Source organism: Bacillus methanolicus MGA3 (assembly GCF_000724485.1).
Lineage (GTDB): Bacteria > Bacillota > Bacilli > Bacillales > Cytobacillaceae > Bacillus_Z > Bacillus_Z methanolicus_A.
Window position 1 is genome coordinate 190,623 of the sequence record NZ_CP007739.1, and the last position, 19,795, is coordinate 210,417.

The window sequence follows — 19,795 nt, forward strand, 5'->3', positions numbered from 1 at the left end:
AGGCGAGGCTGACCCATAAGTCCTAGTTTTTTAGGTTTGGGTCAGCCGCTTCTTTTGACTTTTTTAAAAGTGGCAACAACGTTTTAGACGAAACTATATTTTCCTTTCGTTGTATTAAGGGATATAAACGTTTTATGATAAATATGCAGGTATAATATTTAAATTTTGTCACCATTATAATAAGCGGATTGGTTTTTTTTTAAATTCCTTAGTGGAGTGAATATTATGTATATATCTGCAAGAGAAAGGATGATACTCGAAATCCTTCTAGCAAAAAGTGAAGAAATGACTGTCAGGGATCTTGCGGATGAGATTGATGTAAGTGTCCGAACGATTCATAGAGATTTAAAAGGAATTGAAGACATTTTAAAGGATTACGGTCTAAGTTTAGTAAAAAAATCAGGAGTCGGCATCCAAATTATTGGTGACAAAGCAAAAATTGAAGAGTTAAAATTTACTCTTTTTAATTTATCTCACAATGAATATACACCTGATGAGCGACAGACGATTATTTTTTGTACTTTATTAGAATCAACAGAACCTGTTAAGCTGATTTCCTTAGCTAACGATTTAAATGTGACAATTGCAACAATTAGCAACGATTTAACGAAATTAGAGGATCGATTAAGGAATTACAATTTGTCACTATTGAGAAAAAGAGGATATGGTGTTGAAATAATTGGTACTGAAACAGCTAAAAGAAAAGCGATGAGCAGCATCATTGCAGAGAATCTTAATGAAGTAGAATTTTTATCTTTGGTCAGAGAGAACATTCAAAAAAAGTCAACCCGTCAAACGGATTCCATTTCTGAAAGATTATTAGGGCTTGTTGAGAAGAAAAAACTTCTTATTGTTGAGAAAACAATTGAAGAAATTAACGAAGAGTTGCCTTATTCAATAGCCGACAGTGCCTATATCGGTTTAGTCGTCCATTTAGCATTGGCAATGGAACGTATTTTACAAGGAGAAAATATTCATATAGATCAAGCTTATTTAGAAAGCTTGCAGGCAGTTCCGGAATACAAAATTGCTGAAAAAATTGTTCATAAACTATCAAAAGTTTTCAAAGTGCCAATTCCAGTTGCTGAAGTTGGTTACATCACTATGCATCTGCAAGGAGCAAAATTGAGACATGATAAAGAGTATGTCATAGAAGATTCCAGCCTCAAAGTTGCTATGAACGCGAAAAAGCTTATACGGTTTGTTGAGGATCAATTAAATGTCGACTTAACAAGCAATGTCTCTCTTTTCCAAGGGCTGGTTGCTCACTTAAAGCCTGCACTTTATCGAATAAAACAGAATATGGGAATTACGAATCCTTTATTACAAAAAATTAAGGAAGACTACGCAGATTTGTTTATTATCGTGAAAGAAGGAGCAGAGGAAGTCTTTCCCGACTTGTCTGTTCCAGATGAAGAAATCGGTTATTTGGTCATGCACTTTGGCTCGGCTTTATTGGGAATTAAGAAAGCGGAGGATCTAAGTGCTTTAATTATTTGCTCAAGCGGCATAGGCACTTCGAAAATGCTGGCGACAAGACTTCAACAGGAATTACCTGAAATCAAGACATTTAAAAATGTCTCTTTATTTGAATTAAATCAAGTTCATATAGACGATTTTGACTTGGTCATTTCTACGGTAAACCTGCCTAACTTTTCAAGAGAATATATCGTAGTCAGTCCTATATTGACAAAAGAGGAAATAAAAAAGCTTAGAAATTATATACGTAATCACATCTACATTGAGGGTATGAATCGTAGAGCTTCTTTAATGGATCATAAGTTCCCGGATTCTAGACGTGTAGAAAAAACGATTGAAAGAATGGAAAGCATTCATCAATACTCAGCAACAATTTCGAACGTTCTAAAAGGATTTCAGGTGTTGCCTATAACTAGTCATCAGAAGGTTGATCAAGTTTTAGAAGAAGCTTGTCAGTTTTTATATAAACAAGGAGTCATACGGGATATTGAGTTATTAATAAAAGCCTTATTGGAACGTGAAAAACTAGGAGGATTAGGGATTCCGAATACAAAGTTAGTTTTGTATCATTCACGAAGTGAATATGTCGTACATCCTTCTTTCACAATCTTAAGGCTTCAAAAGCCGCTTCGAGTAAAGGCGATGGACCAATCTGAAATGGAAGCAGAAAGCATCCTTTTATTATTATCACCTCAGCATTTATCAAGCGAGGGATTAGAGGTCTTAAGTTTTATCAGCGCATTAATTATTGAAAATGAACAGAGCATAGAGTTATTTGAATCAAAAAATGCTTATGAACTTTCTTCTTATTTAGCTGCTAAATTCGAACAATTTTTTGATGAAAAATTAAAAGAATTAAGGAGTGTATAAAATGGCTTTACCAATCTTATCAACAGATAACATTTTATTAAATGCTGAAATTGAAAATAAGGAAAGTGCGATTCGATTAACCGGAAATGTATTAGTGGAAAATGGTTATGTGGATTCAGCATATATTGAAAAAATGTTGGAAAGAGAGGAATTAAGCTCTACTTATATGGGGAATTTTGTTGCCATTCCACATGGTACAGAGGACGCAAAATACTCTGTAAAAGAATCTGGCATCGCGATTATTCAAGTACCCGGCGGTGTAGATTTTGGCAACGGAAATATCGTTAAATTATTAATTGGGATTGCCGGCAAAGGAGACGAACATTTAGAGATACTATCAAAAATTGCGATTGTTCTTTCAGAAGAAGAGAATGTTATGAAAATCGTAAACACTTCTTCAAAAGAAGAAATTCTAGCTATCTTTGAAGGAGTGAACTAAAATGCTAGCTGTGCATTTCGGTGCTGGAAATATAGGCAGAGGTTTTATAGGCAGTCTCTTATACCAGTCAGGTTATCAAACATGCTTTGTGGATGTAAACAGTGAAATTGTAGATTTAATAAATAAAAAGCAAGAATATCGGGTAGTACTTGCTGATCATTCTCAAGAAGAGTTAATCATCAAAAATGTACGTGCGATTAATAGCCAGAAGGATCCTCATGAAGTGATTGACGCCATTGCCCAGGCTGATTTGGTTACTACGGCAGTAGGCCCGAACATTTTACCGCATATCGCTGGTGTTATTGCAGAAGGACTGCGAAAAAGAATTCAAACAACGGATCAACCACTAAATATCATTGCCTGCGAAAACATGATTGGAGGCAGCACTTTACTTAAAGAAAAAGTGTATGAAAAAATTAATGAAGAAGAAATAGAAATATTTAATCAACGATTTGGCTTCCCGGATGCGGCCGTTGATCGAATTGTGCCAAATCAATCGAATGAAGACAAATTAATGGTGATGGTTGAACCGTTTTATGAATGGGCTGTAGACCAAACAAAAATTGTTGGGGAAAAACCACCTGTCGAGGGAATTACGTTTGTAGACGATTTAAAGCCTTACATTGAAAGAAAACTATTTACCGTTAACACTGGACATGCAGTTGCAGCTTATTTTGGCTATTATGCGGGCATCCAAACAATCAATGAAGCAATGGAAAGAGAAGATATCAAGACTCTTGTAGAGAAAACTCTTCAAGAAACAGGCTTGCTGCTGGTGAAAAAATATAACTTTGAGATGGAAAAGCATCAAGAATACATTTCTAAAATTGTCAATCGCTTCTCAAATCCGTATATTTCAGATGAAGTAACAAGGGTGGGCCGTTCTCCAATCCGTAAGCTTGGACCGAATGACCGGTTAATAAGCCCGGCTAAACAATTTGCAGAAATCGTTGGCGATCAGCCGGTATACTTAGCAAAAAGCATTGCAGCAGCTTTACTATATGATTATCCACAAGATGCGGAAGCGGTAGAAATACAAGAAAGCATCAAGAATAATGGATTAGAATTAACCATTGAAAAATATACTCAGCTGGACAGTGATTCAAATTTAGCAAAATTAATTGTAGAACAATACAATTCATTTAAGGGCGGGAAATTATAAAAATTATTCCGCTGCAGGATTTAATGAATTAAGTAAGATTTAAAGTTTTAACAATGCTTTTTTGCTGGAATGTAATTACAAGATAATAATTCGGTTCTAGATCGAAGAAAAATTAGGCATGATCCTAATTTTTCTTCGATTTTTTTTGTCTGTTTTTTGGAATGAGGGGGGAAAAGGGGAGGAAGTTTTAAAGATTTGAATAAAATAATCTTTTTTTGTCGTTGTTCGAACTTGTAATCATAGCCTCAAACTTAACTTTATTTAAGTCTGAAACCAGAGTATATAAAAGCTCGAACAACTTTGGATTACAATTCATATATTAATCAATCTTTGTTAAGAACAGATTAAAAAGTTGTTAAAAATTGCTAACAAAAAATATACAAAATAAACAGGGGCATTACTTCAATAACTGGAAGTAATGTTTTTTCTTATTTAAGAATTATTAAGAAGAGTGAAAAATACAGGAATCCAACAAGAATGTATGGAATAAATTAGTGGATATTAAATTTTGAAAGAGGGAGGGGTTTTACTGTGGAAATTATTCTACCTATCTTACCTTTTGTGTTGTTGGTGTTTATATTCTACTGGGTACATATTATTAAAGTTAATTCTGATGAGCAAGTTAAACAAAATGAAGAGATTATTTCTTTGTTGAAAAAAATTAATGATAACATATCCAATAGTGCCTACGACTAACAAGTGCGATACTGCAAGATTAGTATCGTCTTAAACAGTTAAAATCTTTGATTGGGGGGTGTCATAACATTGCAAATCGGAGGTATTAATCATTTGACCTTCTCTGTATCTGATTTGGAGAAATCCATTCATTTTTACCAAAATGTGTTTGGCGCAAAGCTATTAGTCAAAGGTAGAAACTTGGCTTACTTTGCTTTAAATGGGATTTGGTTAGCTTTAAATGTTCAAAGGGATATTCCTCGAAAAGAAATTCAGCATTCATACACTCATATAGCTTTCTCAATACAGGAAGAAGACATTGATTATGTGGTTCAAAAGTTAAAAGAGTTTGGTGTTAATATTCTTCCAGGTAGAGACAGAGATGGAAGAGACAAACGTTCAGTTTATTTTACAGACCCTGATGGACATAAATTTGAATTTCATACAGGTTCCTTGGATGACCGGTTATCTTATTACAGAAGTGAAAAACACCATATGCAATTTTTTGATTGAAAGTTTATGAGCTTTTATTTGGGTATATAAGCCTTTATTTTGATATATGATTCTTTAATTTGATATATGAGCTTTTATTTTAATATATTAGCCGTCGATTACTCTTATGTGCTTACATTCTATCATTCCGAAAAACCGGGCATATCCCGGTTTTTTATATAACGGAGCCCCTGGCAGAAACAAGTGTGAATTCGATAAAAGGTTTATACTATTCTTACAATTTAATATACAATATTAATATGATCTGCCAAGAGGGGGAACAGGTGTGGGAAGTTTCATAGGACAAGACCGATTCAAAGGTATTTTAATGGTTACTTTCGGAGCTACATTATGGGGGTTATCAGGTACAGCGGCCCAGCAACTTTTTCAAAATTATGGTGTTCCGATTGGGTGGCTAGTGACAATTCGGCTGTTATTCTCGGGTGTCGTATTAATTGCAATAGGTCTGTTAAGTAAAGATAAAGAAAAGGTATGGGCGATTTGGAAAGATCGAAAGACACGACTCCAGTTATTACTATTTGGGTTAGTTGGATTGTTAGGAGTTCAGTATACATACTTCGCTTCTATCGAAACAGGAAATTCTGCGGTTGCTACTTTACTTCAATACTTAGCTCCGATATTTATAACTGTCTATTTCATTTTGAGATATCGTGCATATCCGGATCTTCGTGACCTAACAGCGATTATATTAGCACTTTTAGGAACTTTCCTTTTGTTAACAAACGGTTCGATTAAAAATTTTGCCGTTTCCAATATCTCTGTCGCATGGGGAATATTGTCCGGTATAGCCCTTGCTTTTTATACAATATACCCCGTTCAATTACTTAAAAAATGGGGGTCAATAGTGGTTGTTGGCTGGGGAATGATTATAGGAGGAATTGGATTGAGTTTTATTCATCCTCCTTGGGAAATAGAAATTCAAGATTGGTCTATTCATACAATTTCACTTATTAGCTTTGTTATTATTTTTGGAACGTTAATTGCTTTTTTTCTTTATTTGGAAAGCCTTCGTTTCATTGCCCCGAAAGAAACGAGTCTGCTAAGTTGTACAGAACCGCTCGTCGCTGTTATTTCAGCGATTATTTGGCTTCATGTTTCTTTTGGACTATTTCAAGCATTTGGCGCTCTGTGCGTGATGGCTATGGTAATTATTTTATCCTTCAAATCAAATGAACCTCAAAAAAAATTTAACGTAATTAAAGATGGAAGGCAATTACAACGCAAACAAGCCTAAAAAAATGTTTCCACTTTTTCGAATTCGTGTTAAAATTTCAATAAATTAAATAATTCATAACACTAGGGGAGCCTTTTAAAGGCTGAGATTGAACTTCGGTTCTAAACCCTTTGAACCTGATCTGGGTCATACCAGCGTAGGGAAGTGGAGGCTATTCTTTTAGACTAGAGTATTTTTATGTACTTTAACCACTCTTTATGCTGGAGAGTGGTTTTTGTTTTGCCAATTTTACGTCCAAGGGCAGGTGTGGACGATGGAAAAGGAAATTCATGTCATTTCGAACGGTATTCAAAAAACCGATCAGTTTGTGAAGATAGCTTCTGAGATTCATCCGTATGTAACCGCCATTCACATCCGTGAAAAAAAAGCAACGGCCAAAGAGGTCTATACCATCATTAAGGCAATGATCGCTGAAGGAATCCCGTCTGGAAAAGTAGTTGTAAATGACCGCGCAGACGTTGCAAGTGTAGTTCATGCACAGGGTGTTCAACTTACGTACCTAAGCCTTGATGTACAACTTGTTAAAACCAGCTTTCCGGAATTGCGCATCGGGAAATCGGTTCACTCGGTACAAGAAGCTATTGAAGCAGAAGAGCAGGGAGCGGATTACCTTTTGTACGGACATATTTTCTCCACTTCTTCAAAGCCGGGGTTGACACCAAGAGGTCTAGGTTCATTGAAGCAAGTTGTGAAGGAAGTGAAAATTCCAGTCATCGCGATAGGAGGTATAGTACCTAAAAATGCGAAAGAAGTTTTATCGACAGGAGCGGCCGGCATCGCCGTAATGTCATTGATATGGGAAGCTCATTCACCTTTAGAAGCAATAAAAGAATTATATTCGATTGTAAATGAAAAGAGGGTTTCAAATGACAACCAGTTATGACGTTATTATTGTTGGAGGCGGAGTGATTGGCAGTTCAATTGCCTTTCATTTGGCAAAAAAGAAACGAAAGGTCCTGTTAGTCGAAAAAGACCGAATTGGATGCGAGGCATCAAGCGCAGCAGCGGGAATGCTTGGCGCACAGGCGGAAATTACAGAAGCCGGGCCTCTTTATGACATGGCGCAAACGAGCAGAAGTCTGTTTCCGGCCATATCAGAGGAACTAAAAGAATGTTCAGGTATTGATATTCACCTAGTGAGGAAAGGGTTATTAAAGGTAGCTAGATCAGAAGACGAAGGCAATGAGTTAAAGAGACTCATATCATTCTACCAGAAGCAAGGACAAAGAGCTGAATGGTTGTCTATTGAAGAGCTGATTGAAAAAGAACCGAACCTTTCTCGTGATCTTGCAGGTGCTATGTATCTGCCAGATGATGGACATGTGCTTGCTCCGGAATTAACTTTTGCTTTTGCAAGGGCAGCCTCCATTTTAGGTGTGTGTTTACGAGAGTACACAACAACAACAGGAGTCATTATTCAAAATGACCGGATTATTGGCATTGAAACAAATGTCGGTAATTTTTACAGTGATACGGTTGTAGTGACATCAGGTGTCTGGTCAGGAATGTTGCTGCAACAAACCGGCCTTCATCTTCCATTATATCCTGTGAAAGGGGAGTGTTTTTCTTTACTATATTCGGCATCACCGATTACCGCTACCGTTATTTCGGAAGGATGCTACATTGTGCCAAAACAACGGGGCCGTCTCATCGTTGGCGCTACCATGGCAGAAGGACAATATGATAAAAAGGTTACTTTAAAGGGAATTAGGGACCTTTTAACAATTTCAGAAACAATATTACCGAACATTGTTGAGGGCGAATGGGAAAAAGCTTGGGCAGGCCTTCGTCCCCAAACTCCTGATGGGTTGCCTTATATGGGCAAGCATCCTGAAATTGAAGGGTTATTTATTGCGGCAGGCCATTTTCGCAACGGAATATTGCTTAGTCCGATCACAGGTCGGTGGATGACAGAGCTGATCGAAGGCGAACGGCAGGAAGAGACGTTGCAGCCGTTTCGGGTAGACCGGTATTCAAAAACCCTGATAACGAGGTGACAAAATGAAGCTCATTATAAATGGAGATGTAGTTGAACTGTCAAATGAAGTACGTACGATTCAGGATTTGTTGACTCACTTTAACTTGCAAGATAAAGGAGCCATTGTTGAACTGAATCGAGAAATTCTTGAGAAAAGTGAGCATGCAAAAGCTTATTTGTCAGATGGCGATAAAATAGAAATTGTTCATTTTGTGGGAGGCGGTTGAAATGTTAAAAATAGGTCCATATCAGTTTAAATCGAGATTACTGCTTGGAACAGGGAAGTTTCCTGACTTTGATGTACAGAAAGAGGCGGTAAAAGTATCCGGTGCAGAAATTTTAACATTTGCGGTACGCCGTATGAATATTTATGAGCCGAACCAGCCGAACTTTTTGGAAAAACTTGAAGTTACAAATTTTACTTTGCTTCCTAACACAGCAGGAGCAAAAACGGCGGAAGAAGCGGTTAGAATTGCGAAACTGGCAAAGGCGTCCGGTTTATGTGATATGATAAAAGTAGAAGTTATTGGTGATGATAAAACACTTCTTCCAGACCCGATTGAAACGTTAAAGGCATCTGAAATGCTTCTAGAAGAAGGATTTATCGTTCTCCCTTACACTTCTGATGATGTAATATTAGCAAGAAAATTGCAGGAGCTTGGCGTGCATGCCATTATGCCCGGAGCTTCACCGATTGGTTCCGGTCAAGGAATTGTAAATCCGTTAAATTTAAGCCTGATTATCGAGCAAGCAACAGTACCTGTCATTGTTGATGCCGGAATCGGTTCACCGGCAGATGCAGCTCTAGCAATGGAGATGGGTGCAGATGGTGTTCTATTGAATACCGCTGTATCAGGTGCAAAAGATCCTGTGAAAATGGCTCTCGCGATGAAGCTGGCCATTGAAGCAGGAAGAATGGGGTATGAAGCAGGAAGAATTCCGAAAAAAAGGTATGCAACCGCCTCGAGCCCGCTGGAGGGAATGATCGTTTAATGAGCGAGCGGTATTCCAGGCAAGAATTGTTTGCCGGAATTCAAAAAGAAGGGCAGAAAAAGCTGTCTTCTAAACATGTATTGATTATCGGCGCCGGTGCTCTTGGTACCGGCAACGCTGAAATACTAGTCCGTGCAGGTGTTGGCAAATTAACGATCGTTGACCGCGATTATGTTGAATGGAGCAATCTTCAACGACAACAACTTTTCAGCGAAAAAGACGCGGAAAATCGAATGCCGAAAGCGATTGCAGCAAGGGAGCGGCTGCTGCAGATCAATTCGGATGTTCAGATTGAATCGCACATTATGGACGTGGGCATTCAAGAAATGGAAGAATTAACTGAAGATGTTGACCTTATTCTTGATGCTACTGATAACTTTGATATCCGTTTGTTAATTAATGACATTTCACAAAAACGTAAGATTCCTTGGATTTATGGAGCTTGTGTCGGAAGTTATGGTTTAAGCTATACAATTATACCCGGAAAAACGCCATGTTTAAGCTGTCTTCTTGAAAGTGTTCCTATGGGTGGAGCAACTTGCGACACAGCCGGAATTATCGCACCTGCCGTGCAAATGGTTGTTGTCCATCAAACGTCGGAAGCGTTAAAAATTTTAGTTGAGGACAGAAAAGCTTTGCGGAATACGCTCGTTTCGTTTGATCTCTGGAACAATCATTATGTGGCCATGAATGTTGATAAAATGAAAAAAGCAGATTGCCCATCCTGCGGAGAAGCTCCCATCTATCCGTATTTACAACCAGAAAATCAAACAAAAACAGCGGTTCTTTGCGGAAGGAATACAGTGCAAATCAGACCTCCTGAACGAATTGAAAGGGATTTGAATCAGTTGGCAGAAACACTTTCTCGTGTAGGTGGAAAGGTTGAGAAGAATCCATACCTTGTTTCGTTTATACAAGGGGATCATCGTCTTGTCGTTTTTAAAGACGGAAGAGTGCTAGTCCACGGTACAAAAGATATTGCAGAGGCGAAAAGCTTGTATCATCGCTTTATCGGATAAATAAATTTATAACAAAAAACAACTAAGCCCCGGATCGAAGGAAAATCAGAGCCAATTCTGGTTATCCTCCGGTCTTTTTCTTTAATGGAAGGAGAATGAAATAGTGAGTTCAAAATATGTTATCGGTGTTGACATTGGAACAACGAGCACCAAATCTGTTCTGTTTCGAGTTGATGGTACTGTTGTTTCGAATTCTGCAGTTGAATATCCATTATTGTCGCCTAAACCGTCCTCTGCAGAGCAAGATCCGGAAGAAATTTTTCAAGCTGTGATCAAAACGATTAAGCAAACAATACAAAAAAGCAATGTTGAACCAAGAAATATTCTTTGTGTATCTTTTAGTTCGGCTATGCATAGTGTTATTGCAGTGGACAAAGAGGGCAGGCCTTTAACGAAATGTATCACATGGGCGGATAATAGAAGTTCCATGTGGGCTGAAAAAATAAAAAATGAGATGAACGGACATCAAATTTATCTCCGTACGGGTACACCGATTCATCCGATGTCCCCTCTTTCAAAGTTAACTTGGCTTCGACATGAGCATCAAGAACTTTTTTTAAACACTTATAAATTTGTTTCGATTAAAGAATATGTCTTTTTTAAGCTTTTTAAGAAATATATTATTGATTACTCCATTGCTTCTGCTACTGGGATGTTTAATCTGACTTCTTTAAAATGGGACAAGGAAGCACTGGCTGTTGCGGGTGTTGCAGAAAAACAGCTTTCTGAGCCCGTTCCAACAACGTATCGGCTGACGGGATTGGACGAAACATATGCAAGAGAAATGAACTTGCCGTCAGATACCCCTTTTGTTGTAGGAGCTAGTGATGGAGTTTTGTCCAATTTAGGTGTCAATGCGATAGAGCCTGGAGTAGTGGCTGTCACCATTGGTACAAGCGGTGCAATTCGGACGGTAACGGATCGGCCTGTAACTGACTCTAAAGGAAGGATCTTTTGTTATGCTTTAATTGAAGATCATTGGGTGATTGGCGGACCTGTTAATAATGGCGGCATAACTTTCAGATGGGTTCGTGACTGGCTCGGTTCTTCTGAAATAGAGACTGCTTTACGCATGGGGAAAGATCCATATGAAATCCTTACAGAAATAGCAGCAAAAGTCAATCCGGGTTCGGATGGTTTATTATTCCATCCATATTTAGCGGGGGAAAGAGCGCCTTTATGGGATGCGAATGCACGAGGATCCTTTTTTGGGTTAGGTTTGCATCATAAAAAAGAGCACCTTATTCGGGCTGTTATGGAAGGCGTAATTTTCAATTTATATATGGTTCTTCTTGTCATAGAAGAACTAATAGGTGGGCCTAAAAAGATTCAAGCAACAGGAGGCTTTGCAAGGTCAGAACTATGGAGGCAAATGATGGCAGACATTTTTAACCAGGAAGTCTATGTCCCCGAAAGTTACGAAAGCTCATGTCTCGGTGCAGCAATTATTGGTTTATACAGTCTCGGTGAAGTAAATACATTAAATGTCGTTTCTGATATGGTAGGCGCCAACTACCATCATCAACCGAATAAAGAAAATGTTGCAATCTATCAAGAGTTAATTCCTATCTATATAAGACTTTCTCAATTGTTAAAAGAAGAGTATGAAAGCATTGCTGTTTTCCAAAAGAAATGGATTTAGAAGTGCCTGGGCCTATTTTTGTCAAAGAAAGGCCGTCTGCTTTTGACAAATTCCGCATTTATTTCCCTGGAAAAGTGTATGATTTCCATGAGATTTTCTGCTCTTTAATCAAACGTTTGATTAAAAAATTGTATGTCATATTTTGAAGAATTTATGGGGAAAACAGAGAGACAGAGAGGACATAGGGGTTTACATTGAACTTGAGATGCATCTTTGGTGAATCAAAAGTTGACAAAATAGAATTAAACATGGCTCTAGATAAATTTCAATAATTTGAAAAGGAGGGCGACTAGCTTATTTTTTTCTGTAAGGAATGTTGAGTAATTAATCATCTCCAATAATTATTTGTTATATAAATAAGAAATTAAGTTGACATACAAATAACTTATCTAACTGTTTTGACTCTGACTAAAGCATATGCATTCTCAATACATCAATGTTTTGGATTTTCAGGAAGCTTGGTGTCTTTATATTTTTTTATGGATTGATAGAGATTTTGTTTTTTGGGGAATAATAAGTGAAAAGCGAATTAATAACGGGAGACTTATCCATGGATAGAACTATTTTGTGGGCATTGTTTATATTTGGAATTATTTTATTAATTTTCAGTTTAAGAAAACCTTTATTTAAAGATACGATTTTAGTTTTCTTAATGAAAGCTTATTTTTCATCATTTTTTGGCGTTATTGTTGCAGAGAAAAATATGATTGAATACCCTGTAAGGTTTTTAAGTAAATATTTTGAGACAAGCATTCTTTATGAATACTTTTTATATCCAATTGTTTGTGTCTACTTTTATCAAACATCTTATCGATCCAAATTTTTAGGCATTATTCTACAAGATGCATTATATTCTGCTGCTATAACGGCTGTTGAGGTTCTTTGTGAAAAATATACCAACTTAATTGAATACCGTAATTGGACTTGGATGTACTCGTTTATAACCCTTTTTCTTTTATCGCTTTTTGTTCGTATCCTTATGCAGTTGATTAACAAAAAAGAGAAATTGAAGGGATAGTGTTTTATCCCTCATTAACGAGGATAAAACACTATCCCTTCATAGCTGCTTAGAAGGATCTACGAAGAGAGTTATAGAAGTCCTTTTCTTTCCAGATACTCTCTTGCGACTTCTTCAGCACTTTTTCCTTCAACATTTACTTTATAATTCATCTCACGCATTTCATCGTCAGTGATTTTCCCGGCAAGCTTGTTCAATGCTTCTTTTATTTCAGGATATTTGTCTACCGTTTCTTTTCTTAGGAGAGGCGCTCCCTGATACGGAGGAAATAAATGTTTATCATCCTTCAGGACAACGAGATGATATTGTCTTAATTCACTGTCTGTTGAATAAGCATCGACCAAGTTTATATCACCCGTGTTGATCGCATGATAGCGGAGTTTTGGTTCCATTGTAACGACATTTTTAAAATGAATATCATAAAGTTTCTGTATCCCGCGATATCCATCTTCACGGTCAGTGAATTCTAAAGTAAAGCCAGCCTTTATGTTTTGCTGTACAGCTTTTAAATCGGAGATGGATTTTAATTGATATTGTTCAGCGGTGGACTGTGGAACTGCTAGTGCGTACGTATTGTTATAATCCATCGGTTCCAGCATGATCATATTGAATTGTTTCAGCATTCCTTTTCTTGCCTGTTCATAAACTTCCTTTCTGTCAGTGCTTACAGCAGTTTCTTTTAAAAATTCCGATATGGCTGTTCCGGTAAATTCAGGATAAATATCAATGCTCCCTGATTTTAATGCATTGAAGACAAAAGATGTTTTCCCAAATCCCGGTTTCAGTTCAACATGTAAATCAGTATTTTCTTCAATGAGTAACTTATACATATTTATTAATATTTCAGGCTCTGAACCAAGCTTCCCTGCGATCACAATATCTTTCTTTTCTTCTCCCAATAATAATGGAAGAACCATGAAGAGGATGCCGGAGGCTGTCAACACTCCCAGAGTTGTGATTGTTTTTTTAAAAGAAATTCGTTCAAACTTTCGAAGCAAAATATCAAAGAGTACGGCTAACAGAGCAGCGGGGATAGCCCCAAGTATGATAAGGGATGTGTTATTTCGGTCTATGCCTAACAAAATGATGTCCCCCAAACCGCCAGCTCCAATAAGGGCAGCAATGGTAGCTGTACCAACGATTAATACCATGGCAGTCCGGATTCCGGCCATAATAACAGGCATTGCAAGAGGAAGTTCGACCTTGAGCAACCTTTTTCTGCCGTTCATTCCCATTGCTTTTGCTGCTTCTATTAATGAAGAATCTACTTCTTTGATTCCTGTATACGTATTTCTTAAAATAGGAAGCAATGCATAAACAACAAGGGCAATAATAGCTGGAACTTTTCCGATGCCAAATAACGGAATGAAGAGTCCAAGCAGTGCAAGGGAAGGGATTGTTTGCAGAACGGCTGTTATACCGATGATCCCTTCAGCTACTTTTTTATTTTTTGTTAAGTAAATGCCGAGCGGAATGGCGATAATGACAGCGAAAAAGAGAGCAATAAAGGAAATTTGAATATGTTCAATCAAAGCATTGACAAGCTGAGACTGTCTTTCTTTTAGAATTTCAATAAAATTATTCATTTCCTCCCTCTCTTTCTCCGATTCTTTCGGCAAAATACTGAATAATTATTTTTCTGTTTATTGTTCCGATTATTTCGCCATTTTTTTCTACAGTCAGCTCATCTTGATGAACAAGCATTTCAAGAGATTTTTTTAAAGGCAGGGAGGATGGGATCGTTATCCCTTGATTGTTAGAAATTTTTTGTAAATCGATTTCGCGAACGAATTGTTCAACGGTTACATTTTCATTATATCGATTTTGGGAGATTCCGATAAATTCTTTTACAAATTCATTGGCTGGATGGTGAAGGATATCTTCCGGCGTTCCCACCTGTACAATTTCCCCATCTTTCATAACGCAAATCCGGTCTCCAAGCTTTAAAGCTTCTTGTATATCATGAGTGACAAATACAATTGTTTTTTTAATACTTTGTTTAAGATGAAGCATGTCATCTTGCAGCTTTTCGCGGCTGATCGGATCTAATGCACTAAAAGGTTCGTCCATCAAAATGATTTGGGGATCGGCGGCTAAAGCACGGACGACACCTACTCGCTGTTGTTGGCCCCCTGAAAGTTCATGTGGCTTCCGCTTGCGGTATTGATCAGGTTCCAACCCAACCATTTCTAAAAGCTGATTCACACGATTTTGTATTTGTTCTCGGCTCCATTTTTTTAACTCCGGTACAATGGCAATGTTTTCTTCGATTGTCATATGGGGGAAGAGAGCGATCTGCTGGAGAACATAGCCGATGTTCCAGCGTAATTCATGAATATTATATTCGCTTATTTTTTTGTCATTGATAAAAATCATCCCGTCTGATAAATCAATCAAACGATTGATTAATTTTAGTGTTGTCGTTTTCCCGCATCCGCTTGGACCAATGATGACAAAGAATTCTCCCTCATTAATTTTCAAGTCGAGGGATTTTACAGCGTGTGTGCCATCGGCATATCGTTTAGATACATTGTGAAAATCAATCATTATAACGTTCTCCTCAATATTTCTTTTTATGGTTTTGTATGTCTATCTTTTTTTACTGATGAAAAGGTTCATGTATTCATCAACGATGCTTGTCTTCTGAAAAACGGCTTTTTTAATGTATTCCATTCAATTTTGGATATTCCTTCTGAAAAAATGGGGATATGGTAAGTAAATCAAAGTGATTTCTTTATGGTGTATCAATCATCCTCGCGTATGAGAACTCGCTCTGATCCAAGAGCTGCCTGGACGAAAATTTATCAGAACTTCGTTAATGATCTATCCAAGTGATTTGATAGCTTAAATTTTTTTAGGAGGAAAAATTATATGTCATTAAATTTACAATCCGTTCAGGGCACAATGCTAATACCTCTTTGGGGACGTGCTACTGCCAGTGAGAAGAATCCAGATATTTTGTACGACAAGGAAGCGATAGAGATCATTGCAGGTTGTGATTTTAATTTTACCGAAATAGCCAAGACCTTTGGAGAATACGGAGGCATAAGCTATATAGTACGAGCACGAAAAGTTGACGATACCATCCGAGCTTTTATAGAAAAACATCCTCGGGCCTCTATAGTAAACATCGGTGCGGGACTTGATACTACATTTTCAAGAGTTGATAATGGCACAATTAACTGGTACAACCTTGATTTACCAGATGCAATAGCTTTCAGAAAAACTCTTATCGCTGACTCTCCGAGGAACATCAGCATTGCTAAATCATTTTTTGATGTTTCATGGTTTGACGATGTGATATTTAATGAGGATGACGGCATACTTTTTGTAGCTGCTGGCGTTTTCTACTATTTTCAGGAAAACCAACTCAAACGAATATTTCAGGAAATGTCGCTTCGCTTTCCAGGCGGCGAATTGTATTTCGATGCGGAATCAAAATTTGCGTTAAAGATTTCAAATCGTACGGTGGAAAAAACGGGGAACAAGGGTGCTAAAATGTATTTCTATGTCAACAATCCAAAAGTATTTGAAGACTGGTCGTCAAAAATCAAGGTATTATCCTGCGAATCGTACTTCAAAGGTATACCCGTAAGCAAGAAGTGGGAAAGTGGAACTCGTGTAATGGTGAGGGTTGTAGATTTATTAAAGATGATGAAGTTTGTTTATTTGCGTTTCGAGAGAAAGTAATTCGATCGAATCTAGCCTTATTCTAATACGTCTAAAGCCAGATTATTTACAATCAATATACAACTAAATAAAGGGTCTGATCCATATGAATCAGACCCATCTATTATTTGCTATGAACAGCTTGGAGTGCCTTTTGTACATCAATTAATCCACTGCCGAAGTCATTATCTTTTCCCGGGGCTCCCAGGTCATAGGCGGTACTTTTGATAATGTTCATAACATCTTTATTTGTTAAATTTGGGTTCGCAGACAGGATCAGTCCTGCAAGCCCGGCGACATGGGGAGAAGCCATCGATGTACCGGACAAGGCCGCATACTGCTTGTTGAAGTATGTGCTTGGGATTTGAACTCCCGGTGCAGATACATCGATATAATCCCCATAATTTGAGAAAGGCGCACGTTGGCCACTGTAACTGACTGCTGATACTCCAAGAACTTCCGGATAAGCAGCCGGAAAGCTGGGATGGTTTGAGTTATCATTGCCCGCAGCCGAAATAATTACAGCATTTTTTTCAAAAGCGTATTTGACCGCTTCTTTCATAAGTGAAGAGGGGTGGTAATTTCCTAAACTCAAATTTATTACTTTGGCTCCATGGTCCGCTGCCCAAATGATACCTTTTGCAATATCAAAGGTGGAACCGTATCCTTCAGCTCCCATGGCTTTTATTGGCATGATTTTGTTATACCAGGTTATGCCGGCGATTCCTTCACGGTTATTCGTTTCAGACGCGATAATACCTGCTACGTGTGTACCATGGCCATTATCGTCATCAGGATAATCGTTGTTTTCCAGCACGTTGTAACCTTTTGTCAGTCGCTTACGCAAATCCGGATGATTCAAATCAACTCCTGTATCTACAACTGCAATGATGATTTTTTCATCGCCTTTTGTAATATCCCAGCCGGCTTCAGTTTGAATAACAGGCAGATTCCACTGGTATTGTTCACGATAGAGCAAATCATTTGGAAAACTAATTTGATTTTGCAGATAAATATAATTAGGTTCAGCAAATATGACATCGGGCTGGCTGTTAAAATATTGAATCAGTTCTGAAGTGCTAAGTTCGTTGGACTTAAATACGATCGTAGAATCCAAGTATTTGACGACATTTCCATTAATGTCATTTGTCATTCTGGCAATTTCCGGATTGTCAGGATGGCGCGAAAATTTAACGGTTACTTCTCTTTTATGATAATGGCTTTCATTTTTATTATTGTGTTTAATCAGAGAGACGGAAGGGTCATTTCTTAAGTGATTTTTAATGGTTTCTCCCATTTCAATGCTGTTGATGTGAAGAACATTCTTATTATGTTTAATATTTTGAATCTTGGAAGGGGCTTGAAATCGGTTTTCAAGGTTTGGATTGTTAGTGGTTTCTTTATCATTTTGGAGAAGAAAAATTGAACCAATCGATAAAAGAATAACAATTGAAATGGCAAGTAAAGATTTTGAAAGTTTTCCCATGTTTCCACTCCTATTCGTATTATATGATTAGCTTGTTTTTGTAGGGGGGAAATTACAAAGGGAATGGATGGAAAAAATAAAAAAATGGAGAAAAAAAACCGGCATGTATCACTATGCCGGCACACTTTTTTTATGCTGGAATTTTATTTTTTGCTCTTGATGCTGCAGGCTGTTTGTTAAGCTGTTTATAAAATAAGATACCGCTTGCGAGGAGCAGCATTCCGAATGTAAAAGTTTTAATATCAGCCGTTCCGGCAACAATCACAAATGTTGAATAAAGGGTTGAAAGAACGGCAATGACTCCGTCGACCATTCTGCTTCTTCTGTTTGTGTAAGTTTCACCTGTTACAACCAGCTTTAACTGGAAGACAGAAGAAATAAAATATGGCACAAGATATGACAGTGTGGCAATGTAAATCACGAAATCAAACGCTGCTGAAATGGAGTTTGAGATCGTTGAGAAAATAAACAGCTGGCCAAGTAAATTTGTCACGATAAGCGAAAAGACCGGAAGCCCGTTTTTGTTTTCTTTTAAGAAAGCCGGGATAAATAATCCTTGTTTTGCTGCTTGGTATGGAACTTCAGCACTCAGCATTACCCAGCCGAGTGTAGAACCGAACAGGCTGATCAAACCGATTCCGGCTAAAAGCTTTCCTCCTATTGGACCGAGAACGGTTTGAATAGCATCAATTAACGGCTTTTCAGAATGGATAAGAGCTTTCTGGCTTAACATCCCCATGACAAGTGTGCTTATGCCTATATAAATGGCAAGGGCAATAAACAAACCAAGAATTGTCGCTCGTTTTACATCAATTTTCTTTTTTGCCCTTGATGCAAAAACGACAGCTGATTCTACCCCGATAAATGCCCATAATGTTGAAAGGGCAGCATTGTTAATTTGTCTAAACAGTCCAATTGTTTCTCCGTTTTCACCAACTCTTGGTGCGACAAACGGAACGATATTTGCTTTTTGGAAAGCGAAAAGACCAACTAATATGAACAATAAGAATCCGATAACTTTGGCGGAAGTTGCAGCGAAATTCAGCTTACCGGCATTTTCCAAACCTCTTAAAATGATGAAATGCGTTCCCCATAAAAGAAGAGTACAAACAAGGAACGTTAATGCATTGCCTACTTTTAAAGTAAAGGAACCAATGCTGAACAGTACTGCCTTATTCGTCAGAACAGGGAAAAATGTTGATAAGTAGCCAGCGAAAGTTGTAATAATCGCAATATTTCCAGCTAAATTTCCAATCCAGTATCCCCATGAAGCCATAAAGCCAGATAAAATAGACGTTTTAGAACCTGGTTTAAATAATTCTTTTGCGTAAATTTGTGGTCCGCCGGAAAGGTTTGGTTTTCTCAGTGCTAAATTGCCAAATACTAAAGCAGTCATGAGAACTCCAAATCCTGTCAAAATCCAAGCGCCAATAACCCCTGCCGGACTTGCTGCTTCTGATAATGTACGAGGCAGCATAAATATACCTGAACCTACCATATTGCCTACTACAAGGGCGGTAAGGATCCATAAACCTAATTGATTATTTTTCCCCATATTTCTTCTCCTCTCATGTTGTCTCCTCTTGGCTCAAAATTGGGGAACTATCTGCATTTGCAT

Annotated in this window: 18 protein-coding genes and 1 riboswitch; of the genes, 14 read left to right on the forward strand and 4 right to left on the reverse strand. The window is 37.7% G+C overall.

What is annotated here, in order from left to right:
* Nucleotides 1–225 precede the first annotated feature (225 nt).
* The 13 genes from BMMGA3_RS01070 to BMMGA3_RS01125 all read left to right on the forward strand — a co-directional run bounded on the left by BMMGA3_RS01070 (nucleotide 226) and on the right by BMMGA3_RS01125 (nucleotide 13,022).
* A complete protein-coding gene (locus tag BMMGA3_RS01070; protein ID WP_003348518.1) occupies nucleotides 226–2,349 on the forward strand; it encodes a BglG family transcription antiterminator in 2,124 nt (707 codons plus the stop codon).
* A gap of 1 nt (nucleotide 2,350) precedes the next feature.
* On the forward strand, nucleotides 2,351–2,788 hold the full coding sequence (locus BMMGA3_RS01075) for a PTS mannitol transporter subunit IIA (protein ID WP_003348516.1): 438 nt from the start codon (nucleotides 2,351–2,353) through the stop codon (nucleotides 2,786–2,788).
* Between the two features lies 1 nt (nucleotide 2,789).
* Nucleotides 2,790–3,950 (forward strand): mannitol-1-phosphate 5-dehydrogenase, encoded by a 1,161-nt coding sequence (locus tag BMMGA3_RS01080; RefSeq protein ID WP_003348513.1) that lies wholly within the window; start codon nucleotides 2,790–2,792, stop codon nucleotides 3,948–3,950.
* Nucleotides 3,951–4,481: 531 nt separating this feature from the next.
* A complete protein-coding gene (locus BMMGA3_RS18050; protein WP_003348512.1) occupies nucleotides 4,482–4,646 on the forward strand; it encodes a hypothetical protein in 165 nt (54 codons plus the stop codon).
* A gap of 69 nt (nucleotides 4,647–4,715) precedes the next feature.
* Complete coding sequence (gene fosB / locus BMMGA3_RS01085; protein WP_003348511.1) at nucleotides 4,716–5,138, forward strand: metallothiol transferase FosB; 423 nt, start codon at nucleotides 4,716–4,718, stop codon at nucleotides 5,136–5,138.
* Between the two features lie 265 nt (nucleotides 5,139–5,403).
* Complete coding sequence (locus BMMGA3_RS01090; protein ID WP_003348510.1) at nucleotides 5,404–6,372, forward strand: DMT family transporter; 969 nt, start codon at nucleotides 5,404–5,406, stop codon at nucleotides 6,370–6,372.
* Nucleotides 6,373–6,426: 54 nt separating this feature from the next.
* Nucleotides 6,427–6,532, forward strand: a riboswitch (TPP riboswitch).
* 93 nt (nucleotides 6,533–6,625) lie between these two features.
* Nucleotides 6,626–7,255, forward strand: coding sequence for a thiazole tautomerase TenI (gene tenI, locus BMMGA3_RS01095; RefSeq protein ID WP_003348509.1), 630 nt, complete (start codon nucleotides 6,626–6,628; stop codon nucleotides 7,253–7,255).
* Complete coding sequence (thiO, locus tag BMMGA3_RS01100; protein WP_003348508.1) at nucleotides 7,239–8,369, forward strand: glycine oxidase ThiO; 1,131 nt, start codon at nucleotides 7,239–7,241, stop codon at nucleotides 8,367–8,369. Before tenI ends, thiO begins: the two co-directional genes overlap by 17 nt.
* Before the next feature lie 4 nt (nucleotides 8,370–8,373).
* Nucleotides 8,374–8,577, forward strand: a complete 204-nt coding sequence (gene thiS / locus BMMGA3_RS01105; protein WP_003348507.1) for a sulfur carrier protein ThiS — start codon at nucleotides 8,374–8,376, stop codon at nucleotides 8,575–8,577.
* A gap of 1 nt (nucleotide 8,578) precedes the next feature.
* A complete protein-coding gene (locus tag BMMGA3_RS01110; protein ID WP_003348506.1) occupies nucleotides 8,579–9,343 on the forward strand; it encodes a thiazole synthase in 765 nt (254 codons plus the stop codon).
* A complete protein-coding gene (locus BMMGA3_RS01115; RefSeq protein WP_003348505.1) occupies nucleotides 9,343–10,362 on the forward strand; it encodes a thiazole biosynthesis adenylyltransferase ThiF in 1,020 nt (339 codons plus the stop codon). Before BMMGA3_RS01110 ends, BMMGA3_RS01115 begins: the two co-directional genes overlap by 1 nt.
* 100 nt (nucleotides 10,363–10,462) lie before the next feature.
* Nucleotides 10,463–12,004, forward strand: coding sequence for a gluconokinase (gntK, locus tag BMMGA3_RS01120; RefSeq protein ID WP_185762566.1), 1,542 nt, complete (start codon nucleotides 10,463–10,465; stop codon nucleotides 12,002–12,004).
* Between the two features lie 550 nt (nucleotides 12,005–12,554).
* On the forward strand, nucleotides 12,555–13,022 hold the full coding sequence (locus tag BMMGA3_RS01125; protein WP_003348502.1) for a CBO0543 family protein: 468 nt from the start codon (nucleotides 12,555–12,557) through the stop codon (nucleotides 13,020–13,022).
* Between the two features lie 71 nt (nucleotides 13,023–13,093).
* Here BMMGA3_RS01125 and opuFB read toward each other — a convergent pair whose 3' ends face one another.
* Both opuFB and BMMGA3_RS01135 read right to left on the reverse strand, forming a co-directional pair.
* Complete coding sequence (gene opuFB, locus BMMGA3_RS01130; protein ID WP_003348500.1) at nucleotides 13,094–14,608, reverse strand: osmoprotectant update ABC transporter permease/substrate-binding subunit OpuFB; 1,515 nt, start codon at nucleotides 14,606–14,608, stop codon at nucleotides 13,094–13,096.
* On the reverse strand, nucleotides 14,601–15,569 hold the full coding sequence (locus tag BMMGA3_RS01135) for an ABC transporter ATP-binding protein (protein WP_003348498.1): 969 nt from the start codon (nucleotides 15,567–15,569) through the stop codon (nucleotides 14,601–14,603). The genes opuFB and BMMGA3_RS01135 overlap by 8 nt, the downstream gene beginning before the upstream one ends.
* 324 nt (nucleotides 15,570–15,893) lie before the next feature.
* On the opposite strand from BMMGA3_RS01135, the gene BMMGA3_RS01140 reads away from it, so the two are divergent.
* Nucleotides 15,894–16,712 carry a class I SAM-dependent methyltransferase gene (locus BMMGA3_RS01140; protein WP_003348495.1) on the forward strand — a complete coding sequence of 273 codons (819 nt, stop codon included), beginning with the start codon at nucleotides 15,894–15,896 and terminating at the stop codon, nucleotides 16,710–16,712.
* Nucleotides 16,713–16,815: 103 nt separating this feature from the next.
* On the opposite strand, the gene BMMGA3_RS01145 is transcribed toward BMMGA3_RS01140, so the two are convergent.
* Nucleotides 16,816–18,177 carry a S8 family peptidase gene (locus BMMGA3_RS01145; RefSeq protein ID WP_003348493.1) on the reverse strand — a complete coding sequence of 454 codons (1,362 nt, stop codon included), beginning with the start codon at nucleotides 18,175–18,177 and terminating at the stop codon, nucleotides 16,816–16,818.
* A gap of 130 nt (nucleotides 18,178–18,307) precedes the next feature.
* A complete protein-coding gene (locus BMMGA3_RS01150) occupies nucleotides 18,308–19,732 on the reverse strand; it encodes an amino acid permease (RefSeq protein ID WP_003348491.1) in 1,425 nt (474 codons plus the stop codon).
* Between the last annotated feature and the right edge of the window lie 63 nt (nucleotides 19,733–19,795).